Source organism: Algoriphagus aquimarinus (assembly GCF_007997215.1).
Lineage (GTDB): Bacteria > Bacteroidota > Bacteroidia > Cytophagales > Cyclobacteriaceae > Algoriphagus > Algoriphagus aquimarinus_A.
The window spans coordinates 197948-224522 of the sequence record NZ_VORW01000002.1 but is presented as its reverse complement, the minus strand read 5'-3'; the positions used below and the strand labels follow the sequence as shown (position 1 = coordinate 224522).

Sequence of the window (26575 nt, the reverse complement as noted above, 5' to 3'; positions counted from 1 at the left end):
CCATGAAAAAGTACCTATCCATCCTTACTCTCCTCCTATTGAGTGTTTCATACACTTTTGCCCAATCCTCCGAAGAGCAGGCAATCAAAAAGCTCTCCATGGACAAGTGGCAATGGATGGCGGATAAGGATGTAGCCAAACTGGAAAAACTCTTTGACGACAAAGCCAAATTTGTCCACATGAGCGGAAGTTGGAAAAAAGACCGAGAACTGGAAATTATCGAAACGGGAAGTATCTGGTACAAAAACGCAGAAGTCCATGATACAGCCATTGAGGTTTCCGGAAATACAGCTGTAGTCTGGAATAGAATCACTTTGACAGCGCATGTTAGAGGCAACGATGTGGTCACAGAATTTACGGTGACCGAAGTTTATCAAAAGCAGGGTGAAGACTGGAAAATGCTGGTTTTGACATTCAGTAGTGTCAGGGACACACATGAGATTGAACATTAATCCAAGCACCGCACCGGTTAGTGTCTCACTAACCTGAACTAAGAAACAAAATCAACCCATCAACCATGAAATCGAGCATGTCGAACGCGAAACACATAGGGATGAATCGACAAAGCGAGATTCCATATGACCGTTGAAAAACAATTATAAGCATATGAAAAAGACAATTCTAGCATTCTTCTTAATGTTCTCCGCAGTACAAATCTCCTTTGGACAAGAGGCGACCAAACAAGAAATCATCGAACTCTCCAAAACCAAATGGCAGTGGATGGCAGACAAAGAAGCCGATAAACTTGCAGAGCTCTTTGACGACAAATCAGTTTTTGTGCATATGGGCGGTGCTTGGGGCAAAGAGCAAGAAGTGAACATCATCCGCAGTGGCGGAATCTGGTATAAGAAAGCGGATATCCATGAAGTTTCCGTTGAAATTATCGATAACACTGCTATTCTATTAAACCGCATCACATTGATCGCCGAAGTTGGAGGCAATGAAGTCACCAATCCTTTCGAAGTCACTGAGGTTTACATCAAAAAAGCCGAAGGCTGGAAGTTGGGTTCACTTTCCTTTACCAAATTGATGGGACCTGGGGATCGGTAAAAATAAAAATCCATGAAGTATTTCTTCCTTTTCATTTTCCTCTTTAGCTCCTTGAGCTGCACCAGTCAAACTCAAACTGAGGCTGATATAAATCCGGTTGAAATGGACTCGGATAAAATCCTCATCGTCTATCTCACCCGTACCAAAAACACGAAAGCGGTAGCAGAGATGATTCAGAAAAAGGTAGGCGGGACTTTGGTAAGTCTGGAGTTGGAGACTCCTTATCCTGAAGACTATGGAGCTATTGTAGCCCAGGTTGCCCAGGAAAATGAGACGGGAGTACTGCCTCCATTAAAAACAACGGTTGACCTCTCAAAATACGAAACTGTGTTTGTGGGATTTCCGACCTGGGGAATGCAGCTGCCCCCACCGATGAAAACATTCCTGAGTGAAAATGACCTCAGCGGCAAAACGGTCATTCCATTCAATACCAACGCAGGCTATGGAATAGGAAGCAGCTTTGACTCAGTAGAGGAGCTATGCCCGGGAAGTAACATTCTGGAAGGCTACTCTACTACAGGAGGGATAGAAAGGGATGGGGTATTATTTGTCATGGAAGGGGAAAAGGAAGTAGAAGTAAGAATTGCTGTCAATAATTGGCTGAGTGATTTGGGCTACTAAGCGATCATCCACGCAGCAAAAAAGATTAGAATAAGCTATGATTCAGACAGCGAATAAAAAATGTGTAAAGATTAATACTGAAGAACATTCAAATTCTGCAGCAAACAGGATCAATGCAAATTTTCTCGAATTGTTGGAAAGTCAATTTCCCATTATTGATCTACGCAATACACTTAAGCTTAGGTCTGCATCAGATTTTGCTCAAAAACTGGATATCCATGTAAACCATCTCAATAGATCAGTCAAAGCAATAAACAACAAACCAACTTCAGTGATTATTCGCGGGAGAATTCTTGCTGAATCCAAACGACTTTTGAAGCAAACTGACTGGAACGTGTCTGAAATAGCCTATGCATTGGGATTCACAGAAGTGACTCATTTCAATAACTTTTTCAAAAAAGCGATGAATATGAATCCTTCCCAGTTCCGCAAATCATTAAATGAGAACAGAAAACATAAAACATAGATTGGGTTACAAGAAAGAAAGTCCAGGTCCATGTGGCCTTGGCTTTTCTAGTTCATCTAATCAAACAAAAAAGAGAATTGACATGCAAAACATAACATTAAACAATGGAGTAAAAATGCCCATTTTGGGCTTTGGGGTTTTTCAAATCGCCGATCAGGCAGAATGTGAAAGAAGTGTAATAGATGCAATCGAAGTTGGTTACAGATTATTGGATACTGCTTCTTCTTATAAAAATGAGGAAGCAGTAGGTAAAGCAATTAAAAACAGTGGAGTTGCACGGGAAGAATTGTTTATCACCACCAAGCTTTGGATTGAAGACACAGGTTTTGACAAGACCAAAGCCGCAGTAGAGAAATCCCTGAAAAAGCTCCAACTGGATTACCTGGATCTTTACCTGATCCATCAACCTTTCGGAAATGTCCATGAATCATGGCGAGCGATGGAGGAACTGTACAAAGAGGGTAAAATCCGTGCGATTGGCATCAGTAATTTTCAGCCTGACCGGGTGGTGGATTTGATGGCATTCCATGAAGTCGTTCCTGCTATCAATCAGATCGAAACGCACCCTTTCCACCAACAGATCGAGACCCAGCAATTTCTAACTGAAAACAACATTCAAATCGAATCTTGGGGGCCTTTTGCAGAAGGAAAAAATGGGCTTTTTAGTAATGAGCTTTTAGCTGCTATCGGTGCCAACTACCAGAAATCCATAGCACAAGTTGTGATCCGATGGTTGACCCAGCGTGGGGTGATATCGATTCCAAAATCAGTCAGAAAAGAACGGATGGCCGAGAATTTCAATGTTTTCGATTTTGAACTCAGTCCTGAAGACATCAAGCTGATAGAAACTCTGGATCAAAAGGAAAGCTCCTTCTTTGATCATCGGGATCCAAATATGGTCAAATGGCTGACCAGTAGAAAATTAGAGGAATAGCCATCAATCAAGCAATAAACTTCCAACTCCAACCTTAAATCAAATGAAAAAAACCCTATTGATCAGCTTATTTTTCCTGATAGCAATTACAGGATATGCTCAGGAACCCATCGTGAAAATAAGCTCTGGTTCACTCCGGGGAGCGACGGAAGGCGATGTCACCAGTTTCAAAGGGATTCCTTTTGCAGCGCCTCCTGTCGGAAAGTTTCGTTGGAGACCTCCCCAGCCAGTCAAAGTATGGGAAGGGGTGAAAAATGCCACGGAATATTGTGCCGATTGTCCGCAACGAACCTGGCCGGGATCTACAGCCAAAACATCAGAGGACTGTCTATTCCTGAACCTATGGAAACCCGCTGACGCAGTAAAGGGAGCGAAACTTCCGGTGATGGTGTGGCTTCATGGAGGAGGATTTACAGGTGGAAGTGGTGCAGGTCCAGGCTCAGCGGGAGATGCATTTGCGAAGCAGGGGGTTATTTTGACAACCATCAATTACAGGTTGGGTAGATTGGGTCACTTTGCGTTTCCGGCTTTGAGCCAGGAGCATCCTGAAGAAATGAAAGGAAGTTATGCCTACATGGATCAAATCGCTGCGCTGAAATGGATTCAGGACAACATTGAAGAATTTGGTGGAGATCCTGATAATGTGACAATTTTCGGTTTTTCTGCTGGAGGAGTTGCTGTGCATTCCCTGTTAAGCATTCCATCAGCAAATGGACTTTTTCATAAAGCCATCAGCGAATCCGGAGGTGGACGTGATGGGGTTTTAACCGGAAGACCTATCAGAGAAGATAATGCTGATGAATTGTACCCAGTTTCGGCAGAAACCATCGGAATCAACTTTGCAAAAAGATACGGCATTCAAGGAACTGATAAAGCTGCACTGGATCAACTTCGTGCATTGAGCATCGAAGAAATTTTAGATGGTGGTCAGGAAAATGACAGCACGGGAGCCAGAACTTATTCAGGTCCTATTCTGGATGGAGAACTCGTTGTGGAAACTGCCGAAACTTCCTATCAAGCCGGAAGACAGGCAAAAGTTCCGTTGATGATCGGAAGCTCAAGTGCAGAAATCGGTGGCGGATTTATCAATGCCAGCCAAACGAAAGAAGAGCTTTTTTCACAATTCGGTGAATTGGAAGCAGAAGCCAAAGCTGCTTACGATCCAGATGGTAACAAAGAATTCAATGAAGTCCTGACCAAGTTTACGACCGATTGGGGTTGGGGCGAGCCAGCTCGGATGTCGGCAAGAGCGTTCGTCGAAGAGAACCAACCAGTTTACGTATGGCAGTTTGGATACGTCCCTCCTGCTGCAAGAGAGCGATCTCCTTATGGAGCGGGGCATGGTTCGGAAACTTCTTTTGTCTTTAACACGCTGAATGCAAGATGGGGAGCCCAAGGTGAGCCAACAGAAGAGGAAAAGGAGTTAGCACGGATCATGAATAGCTATTGGGCCAATTTTGCCAAAACCGGAAATCCTAACGGAAACAACCTTCCTGAATGGCCTCAGTACGACGTTCAAGAAGCAGAGATTTTGGATATAACGCTCGACGGAAAAGTGACTAGCACCCCCGATCCTAGAAAAGCACGATTCGATGTGTTGGAAAAAGCATTTAAGAATCGCACCAAATTGCAAACTAGACTCGGTTTTTAAATCCCTTAGATTCTGATTATCCAACAACCACTAAAACTACAACCACATGCAAACATCAAAATTTATTCTTCTCTTTTCCATCATCAGTTTGGGGCTACATGTGAGTTGTACCGCAGATGATGGCCTGATCGATGATCAAGACACTGGTCAGGAGCAGGAAGTAGGCACACCGGTGGAAACGAATTCGCCAAACTCAAACTTTCAGCCAGCTTTTGAAGGTCAAACAAGAATTGGAAGTGTAACTACTGAAACCCCATTTGAGGCAACTGTTATATCCTCTGATTTGACAGCTCCCTGGGGAATCACCAATCTCCCAGATGGAAGGTTGTTAATCACCCAAAAGGCAGGCCAGATGCGGATTGCTACCACCTCAGGAGAACTGAGCGGAGCGATCACTGGTCTGCCACCCGTCAATCCTGCCGGGCAAGGAGGATTACTGGGGTTATGTGTTGACCCAGATTTTGGCAATAATAGAATGGTCTATTGGGTTTTCTCTGAGCAAAGCGCCGGAGGAAATATGACAGCAGTTGCCAAAGGCAGACTTGCTGACAATGAAAGTACCATCGAAAATCCGGCAGTGATCTATCGTGCCAATCCAGCAGATAACAGCAATGCACATTATGGTGGACGTATCCTTTTTGATGCAACCGGAAATCTGGTAGTGAGTACCGGAGAAAGAGCTTGGCCAGCCACAAGAGCTCTGGCACAATCGGTAAGTACCGGATTGGGGAAGATCGTACGGATCACTACAGATGGCCAACCTGCCCCAGGGAATCCAACTTTTGAGGAATCCGGAGCTTTGCCGGAGTTATATAGCTATGGACACAGAAACCCGCAGGGTTTGGCCTTCCATCCCACCAACGGTGACTTATGGCTAAGTGAATTTGGACCCAGAGGAGGGGATGAAGTAAATCTCATCACACCGGGAGCTAATTACGGATGGCCAGTGATTACCTATGGCATTGATTACAGCGGTGATATTATGGGTGATGGAATCCAGCAACAGGAAGGCATGGAACAGCCGGTTTATTATTGGGATCCGGTAATTTCTCCAAGTGGAATTACATTTTATTCAGGAAATCGAATTCCGGAATGGGAAAATAATCTATTTATCGGAGCCTTAAGCGGTACGCATATAGCCAGACTGGTAATCGACAGTGATAATAAAGTGGTAGGAGAAGAAAGATTGCTGTCAGGCGAAAGTCAACGGTTCAGGGATGTTATTCAGGGATTGGATAATGCCCTTTATGCCATTACAGATGCTGGAAGATTATATAAAATCGACAGGCAATAAGTAAAATATCCCCTTGGGATGGATCATTTCAAGGGGATTCAGAATTTAAAGTAAATAGAGAAACATGACCAATAAAATAAAATCCAACAGACGGGAGTTTTTTAAAAATGCAGCATTGGCGGGAGCCGGTATGGTAATGACTCCTGCACTGGCAATGAGCTCAGGTGACAAACCACGCCTGAACTTATCAGCTGATCTCCCCACTCGAAAACTGGGCAATTTAGAAGTTTCAGGGATCGGTCTGGGATGCATGAGTATGGTGGCGGGCACTTATAATCCAACCCCACCAAAACAGGATATGATCGCCCATCTTCGCAAAGCAGTAGAGCGTGGAGTCACCTTTTTTGATACGGCGGAAGTTTATGGCCCTTATGGCAGCGAAGAAGTTGTTGGTGAAGGTTTGGAACCATTCACAGGTCAAATCAAAATTGCTACTAAAATCGGTTTCGAGATCCAAAACAGGCAGCGTATGGGACGAAACAGCAGCCCTGAATCACTTAAAAGAGTGGTCGATGGTAGCTTAAAAAGGCTTCGTGTGGAAACCATTGATCTCCTTTATCTGCACAGGTGGGATCCACAGGTTCCGATTGAAGAAGTAGCAGGAGCATTTAAAGAAATCATAGCAGCAGGAAAAGCAAAACACTGGGGATTATCAGAGGTTGCCCCCGATACCTTGAGAAAAGCTCATGCTGAATTGCCTGTTTCTGCTCTGCAAACCCAGTACTCCTTAGGTGAGCGATTTCCCGAAAACCAAATTCTGGATATTTGCGAAGAGCTTGGAGTAGGTTTCGTGCCTTGGGGACCGACATTGAGATCCTTTCTGACGGGAAGGTTTAATGAGTATAGCCGATTTGACGAATTGGACAGACGTTCTCAGTTGCCATTTTTCTCTGCTGAGGGATTGGAACAGAACATGCCGTTTTTGCGGATTGTCGAGGAATGGTCACAGAAAAAAGGGATCACCATGGCGCAATTTTCCCTTGCCTGGCTACTTGCCCAAAAGCCGTTTATCGTGCCTATTCCGGGAACAATCAGCCCCCAGCATTTGGAAGAAAACCTCGGAGCTTTAGAAGTGAGGTTTAGCGAAAGCGAGTTAACTGAAATTCGATCTGAAATAGAAAAATTCGAATTGCTGGGTGTCCGTACGAAAGAATCTGCTTTGGTTGATCAGTAAATTCTAAACTACACCTAAGCATATCACCTTTTAAATCAGTAAATTAAATCTCATTTACTGGTTTCTTGGCTGAAGGTAAAAGAAGTACCCAATGAATTGATTATTGCCAAAGACGCTCCCCACTTCGGATCTATGTTTGACGTAGAGGAGATAAGGACGAAAGTGATGGCTTTATTCACAAAAAGTCTGGATTAAAAATCTGTGAAACTATATTCATGAAAACTGCAAGCACTAAAATCAACCGCCGCTCATTTCTCAAGGTCTCCGCACTTACCGGAGGTGGGATGCTGCTCAGTCTCAACTGGCTGGCGGCTTGCCAACCTAAGGAAGCAAACGCTTTGGGGATGCCTAAAGAATGGTTCCAGTTCAATGGATTTATTAAAATCGGCGAAAACGGGCTGGTAACTGTCATGTCACCGAATCCGGAAGGCGGACAAAATGTGAAGACTTCCATGCCGATGATCGTTGCCGAAGAACTCGATGTGGATTGGAAGGATGTCGTCGTACAGCAGGCGGATTTGGATACCAAATACTTCACGAGACAGTTCATAGGTGGAAGTCAAGCTATCCGCTCGGGTTTCACCAACCTTAGAACCGCAGGGGCAACTGCCCGTGCGATGTTGGTAGCTGCAGCAGCCCAGAGCTGGAATGTTCCCGCAAATGAAATAACTGTGAAAACAGGTACCATTTCCCATAAGGGATCAGGCAAATCAGCAAATTTCGGTGAGTTTGCTTCCTTGGCGGCTAAGATGCCGGTACCTGAGGAAGTCCAATTAAAAAACACAGGGGATTTCAAAATTATCGGGACCTCCAAAAAGAATGTAGAAGCCAAAAATATAGTGACTGGAAAACCACTGTTTGGCATAGATACCAAGCGGGAAGGAATGCTCATCGCCATGATCGTCCATCCCCCTGCTTTTGGCAAAACACTGAAATCTTTTGACGATTCTAAGGCACGTACCATGCCGGGAATTGCGGATATTTTCCGGATCAAGTCTATTCAGGACGATTACAAAAAAACATTTTTTGACACCGTCCAATTCACAGATCTCATCGCTATCGTAGGAGAAAGTACCTGGCAGGTAATGCAGGCAAAGAAAGTTATCGAAGCAGAATGGGAGATTCAGGAAGCCTATGAAGAGAAGCGGGATATGTTAGGCAGGGAAGGGATAAGAATAGTACCGAAAGGTCTGGAAGGAGCTGCATCCCAAGAGCAGGCAATGATAGTAGCAGCACAAAAACCCAAAACCCAACGGAAAGACGGCGATCCTGAAGCTGCATTTGCCAAAGCCGCCAAAGTCATAGAAAGAAGTTACACTGGCCCTTTTTTAGCACATAACTGCATGGAGCCGATGAATTTCTTTGCCCATGTAAAAGGTGATAGAGCGGAGTGCGCTGGTCCTTTGCAAAAACCGGAATTGACCGAACAGGCACTTTCTTCCAGACTGGGAATTCCCTTGGAAAACATAGAAATAGCAATGACCCGACTTGGTGGTGGCTATGGAAGAAGGTCTTACGCACATTGGCTCATCGAAGCTGCAGTCATATCACAAAAAATGGACGCGCCGATCAAACTGATCTACACACGGGAAGATGATATGACCGGAGGAGTTTATAGATCACGCTATCAGGCAACTTACCGGGCGGCGTTGGATGAAAACAATCAACTGACCGCATTTCATGTCAATGCCGGAGGGCTTCCCGAGAATCCATTATATCCGGATAGATTCCCCGCTGGTGCTGTGGACAATTATCTGGCAGAAGGCTGGGAAGTACCTTCCAATATTACCACAGGTTCATTTCGTGCCCCGCGATCCAATTTTATGGCTTGCGTGGAACAATCGTTCTTGGATGAAGTTGCCGAGGCGGCAGGCAAAGACCCGATTGATTTCCGCTTGGAATTATTGGCAAAAGCCAAAGCAAACCCTGTGGGAGATGGAAATGATTACGATGCGGATCGCTATGCCAAAGTACTGGAATTGCTTAGGGAAAAGGCTAATTGGGGAAGTTCGAAGGAAGGGATTTCCAGAGGGGTATCTGCCTATTTCTGTCACAACAGCTACGCAGCCCAGGTGTTGGATCTGAGAATTGTTGATGGTGAAGTGAAAATCGATAAAGTGACCAATGCAGTTGATTGCGGATTGGTGGTGAATCCCGACGCTGCCAAAAACCTATGTGAAGGAGCAGTAGTGGATGGGATAGGAACGGCAATGTATGGAGAATTGACTTTCGAAGAAGGAGTTGTCAGCAAAACCAATTTCAATACTTACCGAATGATAAGAATGCAGGAAGCTCCCGAATCCATAGAAACCTATTTTGTGGAGAATGGAGAAGATCCCTCTGGACTCGGTGAACCTGCCTACCCTCCTGTTTTCGCCGCTTTGGCTAATGCACTGTATCAGGCAACCGGCAAACGGTTTTATGATCAGCCCTTTATCAATCAGTTGAAGTTAGAATCCTTTTAAATAGTAATAATTCGATGGCAGAAAATACGCTTCGTTTGAATTTCGTAAGCAACACTCCTTGTAAATAATTAATTTAGAGATAAATACAACACTTATGGCACAGTATAATTTAAGCATCAACGGAAAATTAATGAATGTAGATGTCGATCCCAACACCCCTCTGTTATGGGTATTGAGAGATCATCTTGATTTGGTCGGCACCAAATTCGGTTGCGGCATCGCCCAGTGTGGTGCATGTACCGTTCACATAGACGGCGAGGCGGTAAGATCCTGCTCCTACCCTGTTAGTGTGATTGAAGACAAAAAAGTGGTTACCATAGAAGGCTTGTCCGAAAAAGGCGATCATCCAGTGCAAAAAGCCTGGCTGGAACATGATGTACCCCAATGCGGCTATTGCCAATCCGGGCAGATAATGACTGCCGCTTCACTTTTAGCTGAAAATCCCAATCCTACAGATGAAGAAATATCCTATGCAATGAACGGGAACATCTGTCGCTGCGGTACCTATACCCGAATCAAAGCAGCCATAAAAACTGCTTCTAAATCACTCTAATCCGCGCAAATCATGACATTAATTGATAAAAAATTAAACAGAAGATCTTTCCTGAAAGTCTCTACACTGGCAGGAGGAGGAATGATGCTAAGCTTTAGCTGGCTGGCTGGATGTAAACCCACCGCTGAAGAAGTACTGACCATGCCTGATGAGTGGTTTACAATAAACAGTTATATCAAAATCGGTGAAAATGGAGCCGTAACACTTTTCAACCCGAATCCTGAGTTTGGCCAAAACGTCAAAACTTCCTTGCCAATGATCCTTGCTGATGAGTTGGATGTGGATTGGAAAAACGTCTTTGTAGAGCAAGCAGACTTCTATCCGGAACGATTTGAAAGACAGTTTACTGGGGGAAGCAATAGTGTGCGTTCAAGTTGGAAACCGCTTCGAACAGCTGGTGCTACAGCCAGATATATGCTCATAAATGCTGCTGCGCAGACCTGGAATGTACCTGCAGGGGAAATCACCACCAGTACAGGAATGCTAGAACATAAAAGTTCTGGTAAAAAAGCCGGTTATGGTGAACTGGCATCGCTGGCAGGAACCCTTGAAGCTCCGGATCCCGAGGCAGTGAAACTGAAGGAAAATGCAGATTTCAAGATCATCGGTAATTCCAAAAAGAACGTGGATGGAGCCAAAATTGTGACAGGAAAACCTCTTTTTGCATTAGACCATAAAGTGGAAGGGATGAAATATGCTGCCATCGTCCATCCTCCGGCATTCGGTATGAAGCTGAAATCATTTGACAAAAGCTCAGTCACTTCCCTGCCGGGAATTCAGGATGCCTTTGAAGTGAAAGTTTTCAAGGATGATTATGGACGAAACTTCTTTGACACAACGACATTCCCGGAGATAATCGCCATCGTTGGCAATAGCACATGGGAAGTGATGCAGGCAAAGAAAAAACTGAATGTAGAATGGGAGAAAGCTCCTGACTCCACTTTCCCTATGGCGGGTAGAGGAGGTCAAAATATGGACATTAAAGTCCCTGGAGGCTTGGAAAACTCTGCTGCACATAAAGAAAAGATGGCTGAGTATATCACCAAACCGGGAAATGTTCAAAGAAAAGACGGGGATCCTGAGGGAGCTTTTAAAAAAGCTGCCCGAGTCCTCGAGAGAACTTATACTGCTCCTTTCTTGGCACATAATACCATGGAGCCTATGAACGCTTTTGCAGATGTAAAAGGTGACAAGGCAGTAATCTATGGCCCAACCCAAGCTCCGGAATCCATTATGAATGCCCTTTCCAGTAGCCTGGGCCTCCCTAAAGAAAATATTCAGATCAACCTTGCCAGAATGGGAGGTGGTTTTGGTCGAAGAGCCTATAGCCATCATTTGGTAGAGGCAGCCTTGATCTCCCAAAAAATCCAGGCTCCTGTGAAAATGGTGTATAGCCGGGAAGATGATATGAGTGCAGGGGTGTATAGACCTACTTATTCTGCCACTTACAGAGCTGCTTTGGATGAAAACAATAACCTACTTGCTCTTCATATAAAAGCAGGGGGAATTCCCGAATCTCCCCTTCATGCCAATAGATTTCCTGCAGGAGCAATTGACAATTATCTGGCTGAAGGCTGGCAGATCGAGTCCAACATTACAATCGGGGCTTTCCGTGCACCCAGATCAAACTTTATCGCAGGAGCGGAACAGAGCTTTCTGGATGAATTGGCCGAAGAAATGGGAAAAGATCCGATCGAATTCCGTCTGGAATTGCTTAAAAGAGCAGAGACCAACCCTGTAGGGGAAAGAAATGATTATGATCCTAAGCGGTATGCCGGAGTACTGGAACTGGTCAGGGAAAAATCAAACTGGTCTTCCGTGCCGAATGGAATATCTCGCGGAGTTTCTGCTTACTTCTGTCATAATTCTTATGTAGCTGAAGTCATTGATGTAAGTATAAAAGACAATCAGCCTGTGGTAGAAAATGTATTTGCGGCAGTTGATTGCGGTATAGTCGTCAATCCTGATGCAGCAGCAAATATGGGCGAAGGCGCGATTGTCGATGGAATCGGCAATGCATTCTATGGGGAAATGGCATTCGAAAACGGAGTTCCTACCAAGACAAATTTCGATAAATACCGCATGATCCGCCACAGCGAAGCTCCAAAGAAAATCGAGGTTCATTTCGTTGAAAGTACTGAAGATCCAACTGGATTGGGAGAACCGCTCTTCCCTCCTGTATTCGCTGCTTTGGGCAATTCACTCTACAAAGCAACCGGCAAGCGTTTGTATGATCAGCCTTTCCAGCCACAGATTATGCAGATGGAAAATCTGAGAATGTAATCTGTTGGTTTAAAATAACGAACATGGTTCTCCTATCCAGGGAGAACCATTCTCTCTTTAAGAAAAAAGCATATTCGTTTAGGGTTCCACTTAGGATATAAAACCGGAGCAAAACAATACATTTCGGTAATTTTTATTCTTATCGATGTATAAAAGATCCCTTTCTGAATCTTATAAATCAATCAGCTTATTGTTCAACTCCCGGAATCTTTTTACAATCTCTTCTCTCTTGGCTGTCAACTCCGCTTCTCCTCCCTTCCTTCTCCTTTATGGGAGACAACATGAGGGGCTTGCCCTCTGGTATTGAGATCCGTCACTAAATCCCAGACCTTTTTATAAGACATGCCCATCTTTTTTGCTGCCCCTGAAAGAGATCCCTTACTTTGAATCAGCTCCAAAAGTCTGGCCGGACCGGGACTGAAAAATTTTATCCCGTCAATCTCAAACCAGCAGCGTATACGGATTTCTTTGTTCATGCTCAATTAGGCCTGTTTCATTTGAATTCTAATTATAAGTTAAATTTAACCTGAAGTATTACTAGACAAAAGATTCTATCCACAATTTGAGAAAAACCAACGGTAGCCTTATCATATGAAAAAACTAATCCTCCAAAACATAACCCATATTCCCCTGACCAATCTCTACAGGTCAATGAATGCATCTACCCTTTCTTATTCTCTATAAATAAGTTCATAACTTTTTTTGGTAGCTACCACAACGGTGTAAAATACAGGGATTTACAACACACAAATTTGCTTCTGTCAGCGGAAAACAAACCCGCATCAACAAAACAGAAATCCCATGTTGGAAGCAATTACCTGGAACAACTACTTCATCACTTTGGCAATAGGCATCACAACCTATTACCTCATCATCATCGGACTATACTACCCCAAAGAACTCCGCAGTCTGATTTCTGGAAAATCAATGCAGTTCAATCCTTCCGGTCAGCAGGAAAAGGAACGGCATCAGAGTAGGACTGACCCAACCAAAACTGATCTGTTTGAAGAACTGGAGGTCACGGTTGCGGAACTCCAAGGCACACTCGGAAGAGCGGGAAATATAACAGACAAGAATCTTATGCTTGAGCAGCTAAGCCAGGTTTTGTCCAGCCACCCCGGGCTTCGGGATCCCGCCTACCGGGTTGCCATTGGTAACTACCTCTCAGAGAACATACCCAAAGTAACCCGCCACGATATCAGCGAATCTGAGCTGGAAACTCTCTGGACAGAATAATCCAATTAACCTTACTCCCTAAACTCCAATAAAAACATACCAAAACTTCTAAAATCCCTCCCTATGAAAAAGCCAATCCTAATCAAATCCACAAACCAAAAACTCTTCTTAGGTGCTTTCCTGCTCTCATTAATTTCCATCACAGCACAGGCCCAGGATGGCCTGGCAGGAATAGCCGAAGCAGACCGTCAGGTCAGAAGTTACTTTGCCGCAGGCACCAGTCTGATGTATGCCATCGGAGCCATTCTCGGTCTGATCGGGGCAGTGAAAGTCTATCAAAAATGGAATGCAGGTGATCCCGACACCGGAAAAGTTGCCGCAGCCTGGTTCGGCAGCTGTGTGTTTCTTGTGGTAGTAGCCACAGTCATCCAATCCTTCTTCGGAGTCTAAGCAACCACCTATCCAAATCTCCAAAGCCATGGCCAACAGCATCTATAAAATCAACAAAGGGATCAACAAACCCATAGAATTCAAGGGATTAAAAGCCCAGTACATCTGGTACCTCGGCGCCGGTGTGCTGGCACTACTTATCCTTTTTGCCATCCTATATTTTCTGGGAATAAATCCATTTGTGTGCCTTGCAATTGTAGTGATTTCAGGAACCATTCTGGTCATCCAGGTCTACCGGTTCAGCAAAACCTATGGGGAACATGGACTAGGCAAAAAACTTGCCTATCGCCAGGTTCCCCATGCGATCCGTCTCAAATCCAGAGGGGTTTTCCGCAAGGTGAAAACCACAAGTAAATAACCCTATATCCCAATACTAAATCAATCCTTCATCTCCAAAACACTGAATCCCATGGAACGATTACTGGAAAAGCATTTTCCGATATTGAGTATAGAGCAAGACTGTATCCTATCCAAAATGGGAGATATCACGGTAGCTTACGAAGCCATCCTTCCTGAAATCTTCACACTTAGCGACCGGGATTATGAGGCATTTCATCAAGCCTGGATCAAAGCAATTAAAACTCTGCCCCAAAACAGTATTCTTCATAAGCAGGACTGGTTTACAGAGAGCATCCATCAGGCAGATTTCAGCAAAGACAACCCTAGTTTCCTAAACAGAAGCAGTGAGCGCTTTTTCCATGAAAGACCCTTTCTCGACCATTCCTGCTACCTGTTTCTTACCCTAAAACCCAAAAACAGGAAACCATCCAGTAGTCTGTTCTCCACTCTACTCCGCTCCCATATTATTCCTGAAGGGCTGAATTTGCCCCATATACTTCCAGATTTCCTGGATGCCTGCGGACAGTTTGAGCGGATCCTAACTGATAGTGGATTTGTCAGCCTAAGCAAAATGAAAGAGGATTGGCTATATAGCAATCAAACCCAGGTAGGGATTGTGGAAAAATACTGCGGTCTGACAGGCGATAAAAAACCGGTCTGGATTTCAGATATCCTTTTTAAACCCAGTCTACAGGTTGGGAATAAATCCTGCAGGATTTTCAGCATAAGTGAAACCGATGATCTCCCATTGCTCTGTGGCTCCCGGATCAACTACGATAAATACAGCACGGACACCACAAAATTCAGTGTGGGTTTTGCTTCCTCCCTAGGACAGCTGCTCCCATGCAACCATATCTACAACCAGTACCTCTTTATCGGTGACACGCAGCAAACCCTCAAAGAACTGGAGTCCAAACGGCTGCGGCTCCAGTCTCTGGCCAACTACAGCAGAGAAAATTGCATTGCCCGGGATGCCACCAACGATTTTCTCAATGAAGCCATCGGCCAGCAACGGATTCCGGTCAAAGCCCATTTCAATATCCTGGCCTGGACGGAAGACCCAAATCAACTTTCAGAGATTAAAAAGCAGGTAGGCTCCGCCTTTTCCCAGATGGAAGCCTCTGTCAAAGAAGAAACCGTAGGAGCCCCACAGCTCTTTTGGGCAGGGATTCCCGGAAACTGTGCCGACTTCCCCATGAATGACAGCTTTGACACTTTTGTCGAGCAAGCGTCCTGTTTTCTCAATCTGGAAACGGGCTATCAAAATTCCATCAGTCCATTTGGTATCCGCTTGGGAGACAGACAGACCGGGAGGCCTATCCATGTGGATCTTTCCGACGAACCGGTAAAAAGAGGAATCTGCACCAACCGCAACAAATTCATCCTCGGTCCAAGTGGTTCCGGAAAATCCTTTTTTACCAACCACCTGATCCGAAGTTATTACGAGCAGGGCACTCATGTGGTCTTAGTGGATGTGGGGCATTCTTACAAAGGACTATGTGATATGGTAAATGGATACTATTTCACCTATGATGAAAAGAACCCTATCCGCTTCAACCCATTCTTCATTGCCGAAGGAGACCAACTGGACACCGAAAAGAAAGAAAGCATCAAAACCCTTCTGCTTGCCCTCTGGAAAAAAGACAATGAGACGTTTAAGCGAAGTGAATACGTCGCCCTTTCCAATGCCTTAAAAGGCTATTACGAAAAGCTGGCTTCAGATAAATCCCTGTTTCCAAGTTTCAACAGCTTCTATGAATACCTGCAATCAGATTTTCAGGAAACACTCTCGTCCGACAAGGTAAAAGAGAAGGACTTTGATATCGGCAATTTCCTGTATGTACTGCGCCCCTATTATAAAGGTGGAGAATTCGACTATCTGCTCAATGCCTCTGAAAATCTAGACTTACTTCAGGAACGCTTTATAGTATTTGAGCTGGATAACATCAAAGACCACCCCATCCTTTTCCCAGTGGTCACCATCATTATCATGGAGGTCTTTATCAACAAAATGCGCAAGCTGAAAGGCATCCGCAAACTGATCCTGATCGAAGAAGCTTGGAAAGCCATCGCCAAGGAAGGTATGGCCGAATACATCAAATACCTGTTCAAAACTGTCCGCAAGTTCTATGGGGAAGCCATCGTGGTCACCCAGGAAGTGGAAGATATCATCAGCTCACCGGTAGTCAAACAGGCAATTATCAACAATAGTGATTGCAAAATCCTGCTCGATCAATCCAAATACCAGAACAAGTTCGACCAGATCCAGCAACTCCTGGGGCTGACCGACAAAGAAAGGGCATTGGTCCTCTCTGTCAACAAGGCCAATGATCCCAAACGAAAATACAAGGAAGTATTTATCAGCTTGGGAGGAACCCTTTCCAAAGTGTACCGAACCGAGGTCTCAAAAGAAGAATACCTAGCCTATACCACCGAGGAAACCGAGAAAATCAAGGTCATGGAATATGCGCAACGCTTCGGATCCATCCAAAAGGGAATTGCAGCCCTTTGTGCTGAATCTGATACCTAAACCATTCCCATATGAAATCGAGCATATCGAATACACATAAAGAGATGATTATTCACCATGCGAGACTCTCCTTAATCGAGTTCGGGACAGGCTATGTGGCCTTTCAAAATCAATTTATAAACACATGAAAACCTACAGAAACATACTCCATAGAAGCCTAATTCTGACCCTGCTGTGCACCTTCCTTACACTATCCCCAAGGCAGAGTGAAGCAGCCGTCCCCTTGGCCATCCTTGAAATTATCAAAGCGGGTGTGAAAAAAGTCATTGTGGCCATGGATCTGAAGATCCAGCGTGAGCAAAACAAAGTACTCTGGATGCAGAATGCCCAAAAGGTTCTGGAAAACACGCTATCCAAACTCAAGCTGGAACAAATCGCCGACTGGACAGAAAAGCAGCGGGATCTGTACGGAAAATATTTCAACGAGCTGCAGACAGTCAAATCAGCCATTTCCGGATTTCAGAGGATCAAAGGTATCTCCCAGAAGCAGGCCCGCATTGTGTCAGAATACAAAAAAGTCTGGTCAGTCATCCAGCAGGACGGGCATTTTACCATATCGGAAAAAGAATACATGGCCAGGATCTATGGGGGCATTTTGGCAACCACGGTGGAAAATCTGGACCAGATGGCTCTCCTGGTCAAATCCTTTACCCTTCAGATGAGTGAAGGGGAACGATTGGCGCTGATCAATGAAACCGCAAACCGGGTGGATCAAAACTATCAGGATCTGATTGCTTTCAATCTCAGCAACGGACAGCTCAGTCTGCAACGGGCTGCAAACACAAAGGAAATCAACCAGATCCAATACCTCTACGGAATCACCCCCTAAAGCAGCACCCAATTAAACTCCAAAAACATGAAACGACTGATTCTCATTTTCTATCTGGCAAGCATGTCCCTGCCTTCCCATGCCCAAACTTGGAATGAATGGTGGAAGCAGAAAGACACCCAAAAGAAGTATCTGGCAGAACAAATTGTTGCTTTAAAAGCCTATGGAGCTGTACTCAAAGAAGGCTATGAAGTAGCATCCAAAGGATTGGGTTTGTTGCATACTATTCAAAATGGTGATTACATCCAGCATGAAACTTATTTCAGCTCATTTTCTACTGTCAATCCCCTGATCAAAAAGCATCCACAAGCAGAACGTACCCTTGCCCTCTATTCCAAAACCAGGCAACTGACGCTGCAGATTCCCACTAAACTTTTTGCCGAAAATCAGTTTAAAGCTTCAGAGGAAAATATCATCCGGTATGTGCTTCAGTCCATTGCTAAAGACTGCGATGATATCCTGGCTGAGCTCCAAACCCTGCTTGAAAATGATGAATTGAGAATGAGTGATTCTGAAAGGGCCATTCTACTCAAAAAAATACATGGAAGTATGCTGGAAGCCTACACCTATACCGTCCGTTTCTACCAAAACTGCCAAAACCTAAGCCTTTCGAGGCTGCATGAATCCCGGGCAATCAAACATTATAAAAGTCTATTCATACCAACCAAAGATTAAATAAGTTATGAAACCATTCCTTATTCTTCTACTTCCGCTATACCTGTCGCTTGGGCTTCAGAACTCCAATGCCCAGGCCGACGAGGCTGCCCAGCTCCTGCTCAACGTCACCAAACTCGAACAGCTCAAGCAAATCCTTTCAGATCTGGAAAAAGGGTACACCACCTTGAGGACAGGCTATTCCCAGATAGAAAACCTGGCATCGGGAAACTTCAACTTGCATGAGGCCTTCCTCAACCAACTGCTACAGGTAAGTCCTGCTGTAAAAAACTACCACAAAACAGCAGAAATCATCAACTATCAGCTCAAGCTGGTCAGGGATTACAAACGGGCATTTTCCGGCTTCAAAGCTTCAGGCCAGTTTACAGTAAATGAAATTTCCTACCTGTCCCAGGTCTATGGAAATCTATTTAAAAAGAGCCTGCAACAACTCGATGAACTGACGCTGGTTTTGACTGCAGGAAAACTGAGAATGTCCGATGAAGAACGGTTGGAAGCCATAGACCGCATCCATCTGGATATCCAGAACAAGCTGATGTTCCTGACCGCATTCAACCAGGAAACCCAGATGCTGGCTATCAGCCGATTTAGAGAAACCAAGCAACTGGATGGAATCAGAAACCTCTACCAAAAAAGAGACAACTAAGTTTTGCTAGCATCATGAAATTATTTCTTAAATCCATCACTACACTTTCAATAACCATTCTTATCCCGGTGACTTCACATGCTCAGGTGGGCTATGACAGAGGACTGCATGGGGTTTTGGAAGAGCTATACACTGAGATGATGCCACTATGCAGCCAGTTGATCAGCGTGGCACAGGGAATAGCAGGATTTGGAGCCTTATGGTATATCGCCTCGAGAGTCTGGCGTTCCATTGCCAATGCTGAACCCATCGATTTCTATCCGCTGTTCCGTCCATTTGTCATCGGCTTTTGTATCCTGTTATTCCCATCCGTCCTTTCCCTGATCAATGGGGTGATGAACCCGACCGTCAAAGCCACAGCGTCCATGATGGACAATTCCAATCAGGCAATCGAGAATCTGTTAAAGCACAAAGAAGAACTCGTCAAAGGGACCATTCAGGGAGAAATGTACCGCAATAATCACCGACAGGGAGATTATGAAAAATGGTTGAAATACACTGAGGGACTTCCCGATGAAAGTCCGTCATCAGAGGAAGGATTTTGGGAATCCATAGGAAATAGTCTGGCGTTTGCAGGAGAAAAATTCAGTTTCAATTTTAAACATTGGATCAAACAGGCACTTGCTGAAATTTTACAGTTGCTCTTTGAAGCAGCAGCCCTTTGCATCAATACCTTGAGAACCTTTCAACTGATTGTTCTATCTATTCTAGGACCATTGGTTTTTGGGCTCTCCGTCTATGACGGTTTCCATCACACATTGACTGTCTGGCTAGCCCGATACATTAACATCTACCTCTGGCTACCTGTGGCGAATATCTTCGGGGCTATCATCAGCACTATACAGGAAAAAATGCTGGTGCTGGACATAGGACAAATCGAAAGCACTGGAGACACCTTCTTTTCAGCCACAGATACAGGATATCTGATCTTTTTGGTTATCGGTATCATCGGCTATTTCTCAGTCCCATCCGTAGCCAACTACATTGTCCATGCTGCATCAGGCGGAGCACTTCCACATAAAGCATCCAGATTTTTCACCCAAGGTGCAATCAGCACAGTTTCTATGGCTGGAACCGCAGCTGGAATGGCTACCAAAGGATCTAGTATGTCTACAGATTCCTATGGGGATAAGGCAGGAAGCATGAACCAATCCATGGCCTCCCGTGGCACCTCTTCCGGTTATTTCAAGGAGGATAGCGATTATCAATCCGGAAAACTTAAAGGCAACTCTTAATTCTACGACCCATGTTTAACAAACCAAAAAACATCGATACTGCCTTCCGTCAAATCCGACTGTTTACACTTGTGGTGATTTTGGGATGCCTACTCTTTTCGGGTTTTACCCTGTACCAAAGCCAGCAACTCAGTTCCGCATTGCAGCAAAAGGTGTATATCCTGGCCAATGGAAAAGTACTCGAAGCCCTGTTGACCGACCGTAGAGAAAATCTGTCTGTAGAGGCCAAAGATCATATTTCCACATTTCACAAGTATTTTTTCACACTGGATCCCGATGAAAAAGTGATCAGAGCCAATACTGGCAAAGCTCTTTATCTGGCTGATGCCTCCGCAAAAAGGCAATATGATAACCTGCGGGAAAGCAATTACTACTCCAACATCATTGCCGGAAACATCAGTCAGGATATCCAAACTGACAGCGTAAAGGTAGATCTGGCGCAAGCACCTTATTATTTCAGGTTTTATGGCAAACAGGTTCTTACCCGGACCGGATCCATTGTCACCAGACAATTGATCACAGAAGGCTTCTTAAGAACTGTTTCCAGAAGTGAACACAATCCCCATGGATTCCTAATCGAAAACTGGAACACCCTGGAAAATTATGACATCCAAATCCAAACACGATAGCTATGAACCATTCGAACAACCAAAAATTCAGGCAAAGGCGACAACTGCTGCTCATGATCCCTATCCTGACCGTACCCTTCCTGACGCTTACCTTTTGGGCACTGGGAGGAGGTAAAACACCAAGTGATTTCTCCGTTGCTTCTAAACAGAAGGGCTTCAATCTAGAGCTTCCCGGAATAGCAGAAAATGAAGAAAAAGTCTTGGATAAAATGGAACATTATCAACGCTCCAAAGCCGACTCTACCCGATACCTTCAGGAAGTAAATAAAGACCCCTATTATCGAATGGCATTTAATGCCGAATCAGAAAGTGAATCCCAACCATCATTGGAATCACCAGAGATAGACCAAACTTCATATCAAAACCTTTCCAAAAACCTGTATAGTGATCCGCAGGAAGAATTGATACTGGAAAGGCTGGAAGCCCTTAACAGAACTCTTTCTGAAAGCCCGGAATCTTTAACCGCATCAGCCACCCCTCCTACTGAGGTCAGCTCAGCACCAATTCAATCAAGCAATGGATTGGATAAAGATCTGGATCGACTGGATCAAATGATGATGCAGATGCAAAATACCAACGCTGAACCCGACCCTGAATTTCAGCAAATGGCAGAATTGCTAGACAAAATACTTGACATCCAACATCCAGAAAGAGTGCAGAAAAGGCTGGCTGCAGAAAGTAAGGCAAAAAACGAGCATCAAAACCAGGTCATTTCACCTATTTCCGAAACCCAATCCACCAGTTTGGATAGCCCATCGTCCAGCTATTTACAAAATGAAAGCACATCCCAAAACGGGTTCTTTGGATTGGAGTCCGATTTAACAAAATCGTATGTAGCTCAATCAATCCAAGCGGTAATCCATGAGGAACAAACCCTTGTATCGGGAGAAACAGTCAAGTTGCGGTTAACACAGGAGACCAAGGTTTCAGGAACTCATCTACCCAAAGATCAGCTCATTTATGGCATAGCTTCATTAAACGGAAACCGGTTGAAGATTTCCATCAGACAGATCCGAGTAGCCGATGCAATAATTCCTGTCGATCTCCGCATCCATGATGCCGATGGCATGGAAGGAATACGGATTCCCGGTTCCATTACACAGCAAGTCAGTACGCAATCAGGAAGTCAAGCCTTACAGGGACTAGGCTTCAGTAGCTTTGATAATTCCCTGGAAGCCCAAGCTACCAGTGCCGCAATAGAAACCGCAAAAAGCTTCTTAGGCAGAAAGGTCAGGCAGGTCAGGGTCAATCTCAAAGCAGGCTATCAGGTCTGGATTATTGAAAACAAGTAAGTATTCACCATCCATTTAAATCCACTTCCATGAAAATCATTAACCTCATTCTCTTTGCCATATTGGTTCTCCTCCCTACCGTTAATTTAACCGCACAAGGTATTTCAAAAGGTTCAGCACAAGCCATCCCTGCCTCCCAGCTTCAGATCAGTGATCAAATGACAACTAACCTGATCTTTCCCCACGCAATCAAAAGTGTTGACCGGGGAAATCGGAAAATCCTGGTTCAAAAAGCCAATGCCGTTGAAAACATCCTTCAGGTCAAAGCGGAAAGCAGCGAGATGCATAACAGTAATCTTACGGTAATAACCGCTGATGGCAGCTTCTATTCCTTCGCAGTGGAGTACCAAGAAGTTCCCCAAAATCTCAATCTGAAAATCCAACACGCCGCGAAAGCAGAGCTTGCAGATTTTTCAAAACCGATGCAAACAGAATCTGAACTGGCAGAGAACGCAAGAAAAGTCGCTAGGAAAAACAGGTCCATACCCCCTATCCGACAGCGGAGGTATTTGACAGGGATCGCACTGACAGGGATTTATATTGAAAACGACCTGCTTTATTTTCAGCTAAGGCTGGAAAACCAGACCAATATCCCTTATGATATCGAACAGTTTCGCCTGTTTATCCGAGACAATAAGCAAAGCAAACGCAGCGCATCCCAGGAACTGGAACAGATACCCCTATTGATTTATGGAGAGTCAGATCGTATCCCAGCCCAATCCACCCAAACACTGGTTGTGGCCCTCCCCAAATTCACCATTCCCGATCAAAAACAACTGAAAATCGAACTGATGGAACAAAAGGGAGGACGTCACCTACAGATAAAAGTAAAAAATAGACACCTGATGAAGGCTATGCATGTGGACTAGGAAACCACTCTAGTACTACACATTTCATATACATACAATTTAACCACAAAACACCAAAGCCATGAACGAACAAAACTTTGATTACCTCAAAAACCAGGTCAAGTACAGCGGGTTTGGAGACTCGCTTGAAGCTCCCCTAAAGGAACAAATCCAAAAAGGAGAACCCGATTTCTCCCTGAAACATCAGGCAGATTTCGGGGGTGATACTGTCAATGCCAATCTCCACTTCAGAAAATCAGCCTTAACAGACATGTATTTCTTCAATAAATACGACCTGAGCCTGACCAAATCAGGACAGGATGAACCAGCAATCAACCAAACCTTTTACATCGGTAAGGACAATAACATCACCTTAAAAGAAGGCTACAATTTATTGGACGGACGTGCAGTAAACAAAGACTTGGTTAACAAAGAGCAGGAAAAATACAATGCATGGGTGCAGTTAGACTTTAAGGAGACTGATAATCAGGGCAATTTTAAACTGAAGCAATTCCACGAAAATTACGGGTTTGATCTGCCTAAAGCACTGGAAAAGCATCCGATCAAAGAGCTGAACAATCAGGAAGATCAGTCTAGACTGATAGATTCCTTAAAAAAAGGAAACCGTCAATCCGTGACTTTTACAGGTAGCGAAGGAAAGGATCAAAAACGCTTCATTGAAGCCAGCCCACAGTTCAAAAATGTGAATATCTACGATACTAACCTGATGCGTACCTCAGAAACACAGAGGGAAAGCAAATCAGAATCACAGTCCAAAACAAAAAAGCAGGAAGTGAAAGAAGAATCGGATGAGAGTCCCACGAAAAAAACAAGAAAAAGGAAAAGTACTGGAATAGCAGGATAGATCACCCACCTATGGAGCAGATTAAAAAAGCGCTGGAGAACTTTATGTCCGGGATTGATAAAGATCCTAGGATCAGTCTTTCCCATATCGGACTGTTCTCCGTGCTGCTTCATGTACGGGAAGAATTTGACGGCATAGAACCCTTTCCAATAAAACGGGAGGAGCTAATGAAGGCTGCCAAGATATCCAGCACTGCCACCTACTTCAAAATCATCCGACAACTGAATGAATACGGCTACATCCACTACCTGCCCACCTTCAACAGGATGCGCCAAAGCAGGGTCAGTATAGGTAGTGAAGTGGAAACTATGTAACAGTAATTTAATAATACCTAAAATCAGAAAAGCATGGAAACCATCACTAAAGAAGATTTGGAAACCTTACGTTTTCAGCTGTTTGCTGATCTGAAGGAACTGCTGGAAAAGCAGGATGAACCCAGTAAGGACAGCAAGGAATGGCTTCGTAGCCGGGATGTAAAAAAGATGCTGAGTATCTCCGATGCCGCCTTACAGAATTTAAGGATTCGGGGATTAGTGCATCCTGTTAAAATCTCAGGCCTTTATTACTACAAATCAGAAGAGCTGAAATCACTTTTCAAGCAATAAAAACCATCACTTATGACAGCTCTCAGAATGGAACATTTGGTGGAAAGTATATTAAAAGAACCTGATCTTCAACCAACAAGAGTATCAGTTTTTTTAGCTATAATCCAACTCTGGAAAGAACAGGAGCGTAGAAATCCCTTTCAGATCTCTAGAAGTAAAATCATGAAACTTTCAGGAGTGAAAAGTATTGTCACCTACCACAAATGTATCTCTGAGTTGACTGATCGGGGATTTGTTTTATATAGGCCTTCGTATCATCCTAAGATGGGGAGTGAAGTGAGATTGAAGTAATTTATGGTAAGCTGGATTGCTTTCGTCCAATTTATCCAAAATTACACCCTCTGAACGATCAACAACCTCATTATTTACATCAAAATTAAGGGTTAAGTTTGCCCATCTAAATATGGTATGCTAACTACTATCCGTGTATTTCATTCTGAATGTTTATTGCTTTAAACAAATATTATTTCATAACTTAGTCGTCTGAAAACAAGCTCTTTGACTAAGTGGAATTCAACAGGTGTAAATTAGATTTTACTAAAATCCATCAATTATTAGTTGCGTCAATCATGTAGTCACAAAAAACAAGATCAGCTAAATCATTGATTTTAAAAGGATTACAAATAGGGTTCGAATCCTTCCGAGTGCACATAAAGGCTTAGACATACGTTTAAGCCTTTTTTATTTAAGATCAAAAAAGTGTAAAAGCCAGGTTTTTCCGGAAAATCTGGCTTTTACACTTTTTCTAAATAATCAATAATAACAACCTGATTTTAATCTGCAAAAAACGATGAAGTTGCCCCTCGGCTGACGGAGCGATACCTGTCCAGAGTATCAATTATTACCTGAATAATTTTTCATTCGACCCTTCATACGCATGAAAAATCACCTTAGCTGCAATCAGGGGACTTCGAATTCTTAAGTGATAAAAAAACTATTGAACTACTTTTTTATCTTAAATATATCATCAATAATCTATCGTTCGGTTGCCTTTCGGGAAATACATATGAGCCTTTTTGTAATTAAACGGAGTCATGCCTGTGATTCTACGAAATTGCCTGTTGAAGTTAGAAATAGTATTGAAACCACACTCATATGAAATCGATTCTATAGAACCATTTTTCTCAATCATCTTACGACAAGCCCTAGAAATTCGAATTTGATTCACATATTCGGTAAATGTCTGATTCGTCACCGATTTAAAATAACGACAAAAAGCTGAAGCACTAAAATTGGCTAGTGCCGCTACCTCATCTAATTTAATTTCATCACTATAATGGTTCCTGATGAATAAGAACACTTTCTCAAGTCTATCGTGCTCAGGAACGTAGTTCAAAGTACTAGTGACAAAGCCAGGAGATATGGTAGTGTATTCATTGGTTTCAGATAAAACTCTTACAATATCGAGTAACAGCACAATGTTTTTTAAACTGTCGGTAGGTTCTAATTTTTGCAAAAGATCAGCCAGTCTAGTTTTTGTCTCTCCTGTAATTATCATACCCTGCTTAGCCTTTTCATACAATGTCTTGACAGCTACTGCCTCGGGTAAATTTGAAAACTGAGAACTAAATTGAGTTGAAAATTCTATAACATGAGATTCCACATTTAAACATGGATCTTCTTGTCGATATTTCTTTTCGAAACGCCATGCATGGGGAAGGTTTTCACCCAACAAAAACATACTTCCTTCTGAAAAAACACTAACATCATCTCCTATTAATTGAACCCCTTTTCCTTTTACAATATGTCGCAGTTCTAGTTCAGGGTGAAAGTGAAATAGATCCCCAAAATCAGAATTCATTTCATGCCGGAAATTGAAGGATTTTTGAGGTTTAATTGGAATATTATGGTATTTAGCATTCATAAAAGACAAGTAAAATAATGGGTATAGGCTTTAGGTTTCAATATGTATTTTGACCAAATATCAAGAGCAGGATTCATTTTAGAATGAAATGGCTTACTATT

General features: G+C 43.7%; 28 protein-coding genes. 26 read left to right on the top strand and 2 right to left on the bottom strand.

Annotated features, from left to right (window positions below):
• Nucleotides 1-2 precede the first annotated feature (2 nt).
• The 11 genes from ESV85_RS05545 (at nt 3) to ESV85_RS05495 (ending at nt 12491) form a co-directional block, all read left to right on the top strand.
• Nucleotides 3-452, top strand: coding sequence for a nuclear transport factor 2 family protein (locus tag ESV85_RS05545; protein ID WP_146915546.1), 450 nt, complete (start codon nt 3-5; stop codon nt 450-452).
• Nucleotides 453-606: 154 nt separating this feature from the next.
• Nucleotides 607-1050 (top strand): nuclear transport factor 2 family protein, encoded by a 444-nt coding sequence (locus tag ESV85_RS05540; protein ID WP_146915544.1) that lies wholly within the window; start codon nt 607-609, stop codon nt 1048-1050.
• Nucleotides 1051-1062: 12 nt separating this feature from the next.
• On the top strand, nt 1063-1671 hold the full coding sequence (locus ESV85_RS05535) for a flavodoxin family protein (protein WP_146915542.1): 609 nt from the start codon (nt 1063-1065) through the stop codon (nt 1669-1671).
• 37 nt (nt 1672-1708) lie between these two features.
• Nucleotides 1709-2137, top strand: a complete 429-nt coding sequence (locus ESV85_RS05530; protein ID WP_146915540.1) for a helix-turn-helix domain-containing protein — start codon at nt 1709-1711, stop codon at nt 2135-2137.
• Between the two features lie 82 nt (nt 2138-2219).
• On the top strand, nt 2220-3071 hold the full coding sequence (locus ESV85_RS05525; protein ID WP_146915539.1) for an aldo/keto reductase: 852 nt from the start codon (nt 2220-2222) through the stop codon (nt 3069-3071).
• 43 nt (nt 3072-3114) lie between these two features.
• Nucleotides 3115-4722 (top strand): carboxylesterase/lipase family protein, encoded by a 1608-nt coding sequence (locus ESV85_RS05520; RefSeq protein ID WP_146915537.1) that lies wholly within the window; start codon nt 3115-3117, stop codon nt 4720-4722.
• 46 nt (nt 4723-4768) lie between these two features.
• Nucleotides 4769-6016 (top strand): PQQ-dependent sugar dehydrogenase, encoded by a 1248-nt coding sequence (locus tag ESV85_RS05515; protein WP_146915535.1) that lies wholly within the window; start codon nt 4769-4771, stop codon nt 6014-6016.
• A 64-nt stretch (nt 6017-6080) separates the two neighbouring features.
• Nucleotides 6081-7190 (top strand): aldo/keto reductase, encoded by a 1110-nt coding sequence (locus ESV85_RS05510; protein WP_146915533.1) that lies wholly within the window; start codon nt 6081-6083, stop codon nt 7188-7190.
• A 215-nt stretch (nt 7191-7405) separates the two neighbouring features.
• A complete protein-coding gene (locus ESV85_RS05505; protein ID WP_146915531.1) occupies nt 7406-9655 on the top strand; it encodes a xanthine dehydrogenase family protein molybdopterin-binding subunit in 2250 nt (749 codons plus the stop codon).
• Nucleotides 9656-9749: 94 nt separating this feature from the next.
• A complete protein-coding gene (locus ESV85_RS05500) occupies nt 9750-10208 on the top strand; it encodes a (2Fe-2S)-binding protein (RefSeq protein WP_146915529.1) in 459 nt (152 codons plus the stop codon).
• A 12-nt stretch (nt 10209-10220) separates the two neighbouring features.
• On the top strand, nt 10221-12491 hold the full coding sequence (locus tag ESV85_RS05495) for a xanthine dehydrogenase family protein molybdopterin-binding subunit (RefSeq protein ID WP_146915527.1): 2271 nt from the start codon (nt 10221-10223) through the stop codon (nt 12489-12491).
• A gap of 236 nt (nt 12492-12727) precedes the next feature.
• Here ESV85_RS05495 and ESV85_RS05490 read toward each other — a convergent pair whose 3' ends face one another.
• Nucleotides 12728-12967, bottom strand: coding sequence for a winged helix-turn-helix domain-containing protein (locus ESV85_RS05490; RefSeq protein WP_146915525.1), 240 nt, complete (start codon nt 12965-12967; stop codon nt 12728-12730).
• Between the two features lie 325 nt (nt 12968-13292).
• On the opposite strand from ESV85_RS05490, the gene ESV85_RS05485 reads away from it, so the two are divergent.
• From ESV85_RS05485 to ESV85_RS05415, 15 genes are all read left to right on the top strand, one after another.
• The gene (locus tag ESV85_RS05485) at nt 13293-13727 is read left to right on the top strand and encodes a hypothetical protein (RefSeq protein ID WP_146915523.1); all 435 of its coding nucleotides are present in this window, start codon (nt 13293-13295) and stop codon (nt 13725-13727) included.
• A 63-nt stretch (nt 13728-13790) separates the two neighbouring features.
• Nucleotides 13791-14117 carry a DUF4134 domain-containing protein gene (locus ESV85_RS05480; RefSeq protein ID WP_146915522.1) on the top strand — a complete coding sequence of 109 codons (327 nt, stop codon included), beginning with the start codon at nt 13791-13793 and terminating at the stop codon, nt 14115-14117.
• A 28-nt stretch (nt 14118-14145) separates the two neighbouring features.
• Nucleotides 14146-14475 (top strand): DUF4133 domain-containing protein, encoded by a 330-nt coding sequence (locus tag ESV85_RS05475; RefSeq protein WP_146915520.1) that lies wholly within the window; start codon nt 14146-14148, stop codon nt 14473-14475.
• Nucleotides 14476-14526: 51 nt separating this feature from the next.
• Nucleotides 14527-16986, top strand: coding sequence for a TraG family conjugative transposon ATPase (locus ESV85_RS05470; RefSeq protein WP_146915518.1), 2460 nt, complete (start codon nt 14527-14529; stop codon nt 16984-16986).
• A 124-nt stretch (nt 16987-17110) separates the two neighbouring features.
• Entirely contained in the window at nt 17111-17815 is a 705-nt protein-coding gene (locus ESV85_RS05465) for a conjugal transfer protein TraI (RefSeq protein WP_146915516.1), read from the top strand.
• Between the two features lie 27 nt (nt 17816-17842).
• Nucleotides 17843-18490 (top strand): hypothetical protein, encoded by a 648-nt coding sequence (locus tag ESV85_RS05460; protein ID WP_146915515.1) that lies wholly within the window; start codon nt 17843-17845, stop codon nt 18488-18490.
• A 7-nt stretch (nt 18491-18497) separates the two neighbouring features.
• Nucleotides 18498-19136, top strand: coding sequence for a TerB family tellurite resistance protein (locus ESV85_RS05455; RefSeq protein WP_146915513.1), 639 nt, complete (start codon nt 18498-18500; stop codon nt 19134-19136).
• A gap of 14 nt (nt 19137-19150) precedes the next feature.
• A complete protein-coding gene (traJ, locus tag ESV85_RS05450) occupies nt 19151-20371 on the top strand; it encodes a conjugative transposon protein TraJ (protein WP_146915511.1) in 1221 nt (406 codons plus the stop codon).
• A gap of 11 nt (nt 20372-20382) precedes the next feature.
• A complete protein-coding gene (traK, locus tag ESV85_RS05445) occupies nt 20383-21000 on the top strand; it encodes a conjugative transposon protein TraK (RefSeq protein ID WP_146915509.1) in 618 nt (205 codons plus the stop codon).
• Between the two features lie 2 nt (nt 21001-21002).
• Nucleotides 21003-22292, top strand: a complete 1290-nt coding sequence (traM, locus tag ESV85_RS05440) for a conjugative transposon protein TraM (protein ID WP_146915507.1) — start codon at nt 21003-21005, stop codon at nt 22290-22292.
• A 29-nt stretch (nt 22293-22321) separates the two neighbouring features.
• The gene (traN, locus tag ESV85_RS05435; RefSeq protein ID WP_146915505.1) at nt 22322-23161 is read left to right on the top strand and encodes a conjugative transposon protein TraN; all 840 of its coding nucleotides are present in this window, start codon (nt 22322-22324) and stop codon (nt 23159-23161) included.
• Between the two features lie 61 nt (nt 23162-23222).
• Nucleotides 23223-24005, top strand: a complete 783-nt coding sequence (locus tag ESV85_RS05430; RefSeq protein ID WP_146915503.1) for a hypothetical protein — start codon at nt 23223-23225, stop codon at nt 24003-24005.
• A 44-nt stretch (nt 24006-24049) separates the two neighbouring features.
• Entirely contained in the window at nt 24050-24319 is a 270-nt protein-coding gene (locus tag ESV85_RS05425; RefSeq protein WP_146915501.1) for a hypothetical protein, read from the top strand.
• A gap of 33 nt (nt 24320-24352) precedes the next feature.
• Nucleotides 24353-24610 (top strand): helix-turn-helix domain-containing protein, encoded by a 258-nt coding sequence (locus tag ESV85_RS05420; RefSeq protein WP_146915500.1) that lies wholly within the window; start codon nt 24353-24355, stop codon nt 24608-24610.
• A gap of 12 nt (nt 24611-24622) precedes the next feature.
• Nucleotides 24623-24901 carry a hypothetical protein gene (locus ESV85_RS05415; protein WP_146915498.1) on the top strand — a complete coding sequence of 93 codons (279 nt, stop codon included), beginning with the start codon at nt 24623-24625 and terminating at the stop codon, nt 24899-24901.
• Nucleotides 24902-25577: 676 nt separating this feature from the next.
• Here ESV85_RS05415 and ESV85_RS05410 read toward each other — a convergent pair.
• Nucleotides 25578-26474, bottom strand: coding sequence for an AraC family transcriptional regulator (locus ESV85_RS05410; protein ID WP_146915496.1), 897 nt, complete (start codon nt 26472-26474; stop codon nt 25578-25580).
• Nucleotides 26475-26575 lie beyond the last annotated feature (101 nt).

Coding starts and splice junctions, on each gene's coding strand:
- ESV85_RS05525 (WP_146915539.1), top strand. CDS start 2,220: ATGCAAAACATAACATTAAACAATGGAGTAAAAATGCCCATTTTGGGC.
- ESV85_RS05535 (WP_146915542.1), top strand. CDS start 1,063: ATGAAGTATTTCTTCCTTTTCATTTTCCTCTTTAGCTCCTTGAGCTGC.
- ESV85_RS05410 (WP_146915496.1), bottom strand. CDS start 26,474: ATGAATGCTAAATACCATAATATTCCAATTAAACCTCAAAAATCCTTC.
- ESV85_RS05475 (WP_146915520.1), top strand. CDS start 14,146: ATGGCCAACAGCATCTATAAAATCAACAAAGGGATCAACAAACCCATA.
- traN (WP_146915505.1), top strand. CDS start 22,322: ATGAAAATCATTAACCTCATTCTCTTTGCCATATTGGTTCTCCTCCCT.
- ESV85_RS05415 (WP_146915498.1), top strand. CDS start 24,623: ATGACAGCTCTCAGAATGGAACATTTGGTGGAAAGTATATTAAAAGAA.
- ESV85_RS05490 (WP_146915525.1), bottom strand. CDS start 12,967: ATGAACAAAGAAATCCGTATACGCTGCTGGTTTGAGATTGACGGGATA.
- ESV85_RS05515 (WP_146915535.1), top strand. CDS start 4,769: ATGCAAACATCAAAATTTATTCTTCTCTTTTCCATCATCAGTTTGGGG.
- traJ (WP_146915511.1), top strand. CDS start 19,151: ATGAAATTATTTCTTAAATCCATCACTACACTTTCAATAACCATTCTT.
- ESV85_RS05530 (WP_146915540.1), top strand. CDS start 1,709: ATGATTCAGACAGCGAATAAAAAATGTGTAAAGATTAATACTGAAGAA.
- ESV85_RS05425 (WP_146915501.1), top strand. CDS start 24,050: ATGTCCGGGATTGATAAAGATCCTAGGATCAGTCTTTCCCATATCGGA.
- ESV85_RS05545 (WP_146915546.1), top strand. CDS start 3: ATGAAAAAGTACCTATCCATCCTTACTCTCCTCCTATTGAGTGTTTCA.
- ESV85_RS05465 (WP_146915516.1), top strand. CDS start 17,111: ATGAAAACCTACAGAAACATACTCCATAGAAGCCTAATTCTGACCCTG.
- ESV85_RS05510 (WP_146915533.1), top strand. CDS start 6,081: ATGACCAATAAAATAAAATCCAACAGACGGGAGTTTTTTAAAAATGCA.
- traK (WP_146915509.1), top strand. CDS start 20,383: ATGTTTAACAAACCAAAAAACATCGATACTGCCTTCCGTCAAATCCGA.
- ESV85_RS05470 (WP_146915518.1), top strand. CDS start 14,527: ATGGAACGATTACTGGAAAAGCATTTTCCGATATTGAGTATAGAGCAA.
- ESV85_RS05500 (WP_146915529.1), top strand. CDS start 9,750: ATGGCACAGTATAATTTAAGCATCAACGGAAAATTAATGAATGTAGAT.
- ESV85_RS05485 (WP_146915523.1), top strand. CDS start 13,293: ATGTTGGAAGCAATTACCTGGAACAACTACTTCATCACTTTGGCAATA.
- traM (WP_146915507.1), top strand. CDS start 21,003: ATGAACCATTCGAACAACCAAAAATTCAGGCAAAGGCGACAACTGCTG.
- ESV85_RS05460 (WP_146915515.1), top strand. CDS start 17,843: ATGAAACGACTGATTCTCATTTTCTATCTGGCAAGCATGTCCCTGCCT.
- ESV85_RS05480 (WP_146915522.1), top strand. CDS start 13,791: ATGAAAAAGCCAATCCTAATCAAATCCACAAACCAAAAACTCTTCTTA.
- ESV85_RS05430 (WP_146915503.1), top strand. CDS start 23,223: ATGAACGAACAAAACTTTGATTACCTCAAAAACCAGGTCAAGTACAGC.
- ESV85_RS05520 (WP_146915537.1), top strand. CDS start 3,115: ATGAAAAAAACCCTATTGATCAGCTTATTTTTCCTGATAGCAATTACA.
- ESV85_RS05505 (WP_146915531.1), top strand. CDS start 7,406: ATGAAAACTGCAAGCACTAAAATCAACCGCCGCTCATTTCTCAAGGTC.
- ESV85_RS05420 (WP_146915500.1), top strand. CDS start 24,353: ATGGAAACCATCACTAAAGAAGATTTGGAAACCTTACGTTTTCAGCTG.
- ESV85_RS05495 (WP_146915527.1), top strand. CDS start 10,221: ATGACATTAATTGATAAAAAATTAAACAGAAGATCTTTCCTGAAAGTC.
- ESV85_RS05455 (WP_146915513.1), top strand. CDS start 18,498: ATGAAACCATTCCTTATTCTTCTACTTCCGCTATACCTGTCGCTTGGG.
- ESV85_RS05540 (WP_146915544.1), top strand. CDS start 607: ATGAAAAAGACAATTCTAGCATTCTTCTTAATGTTCTCCGCAGTACAA.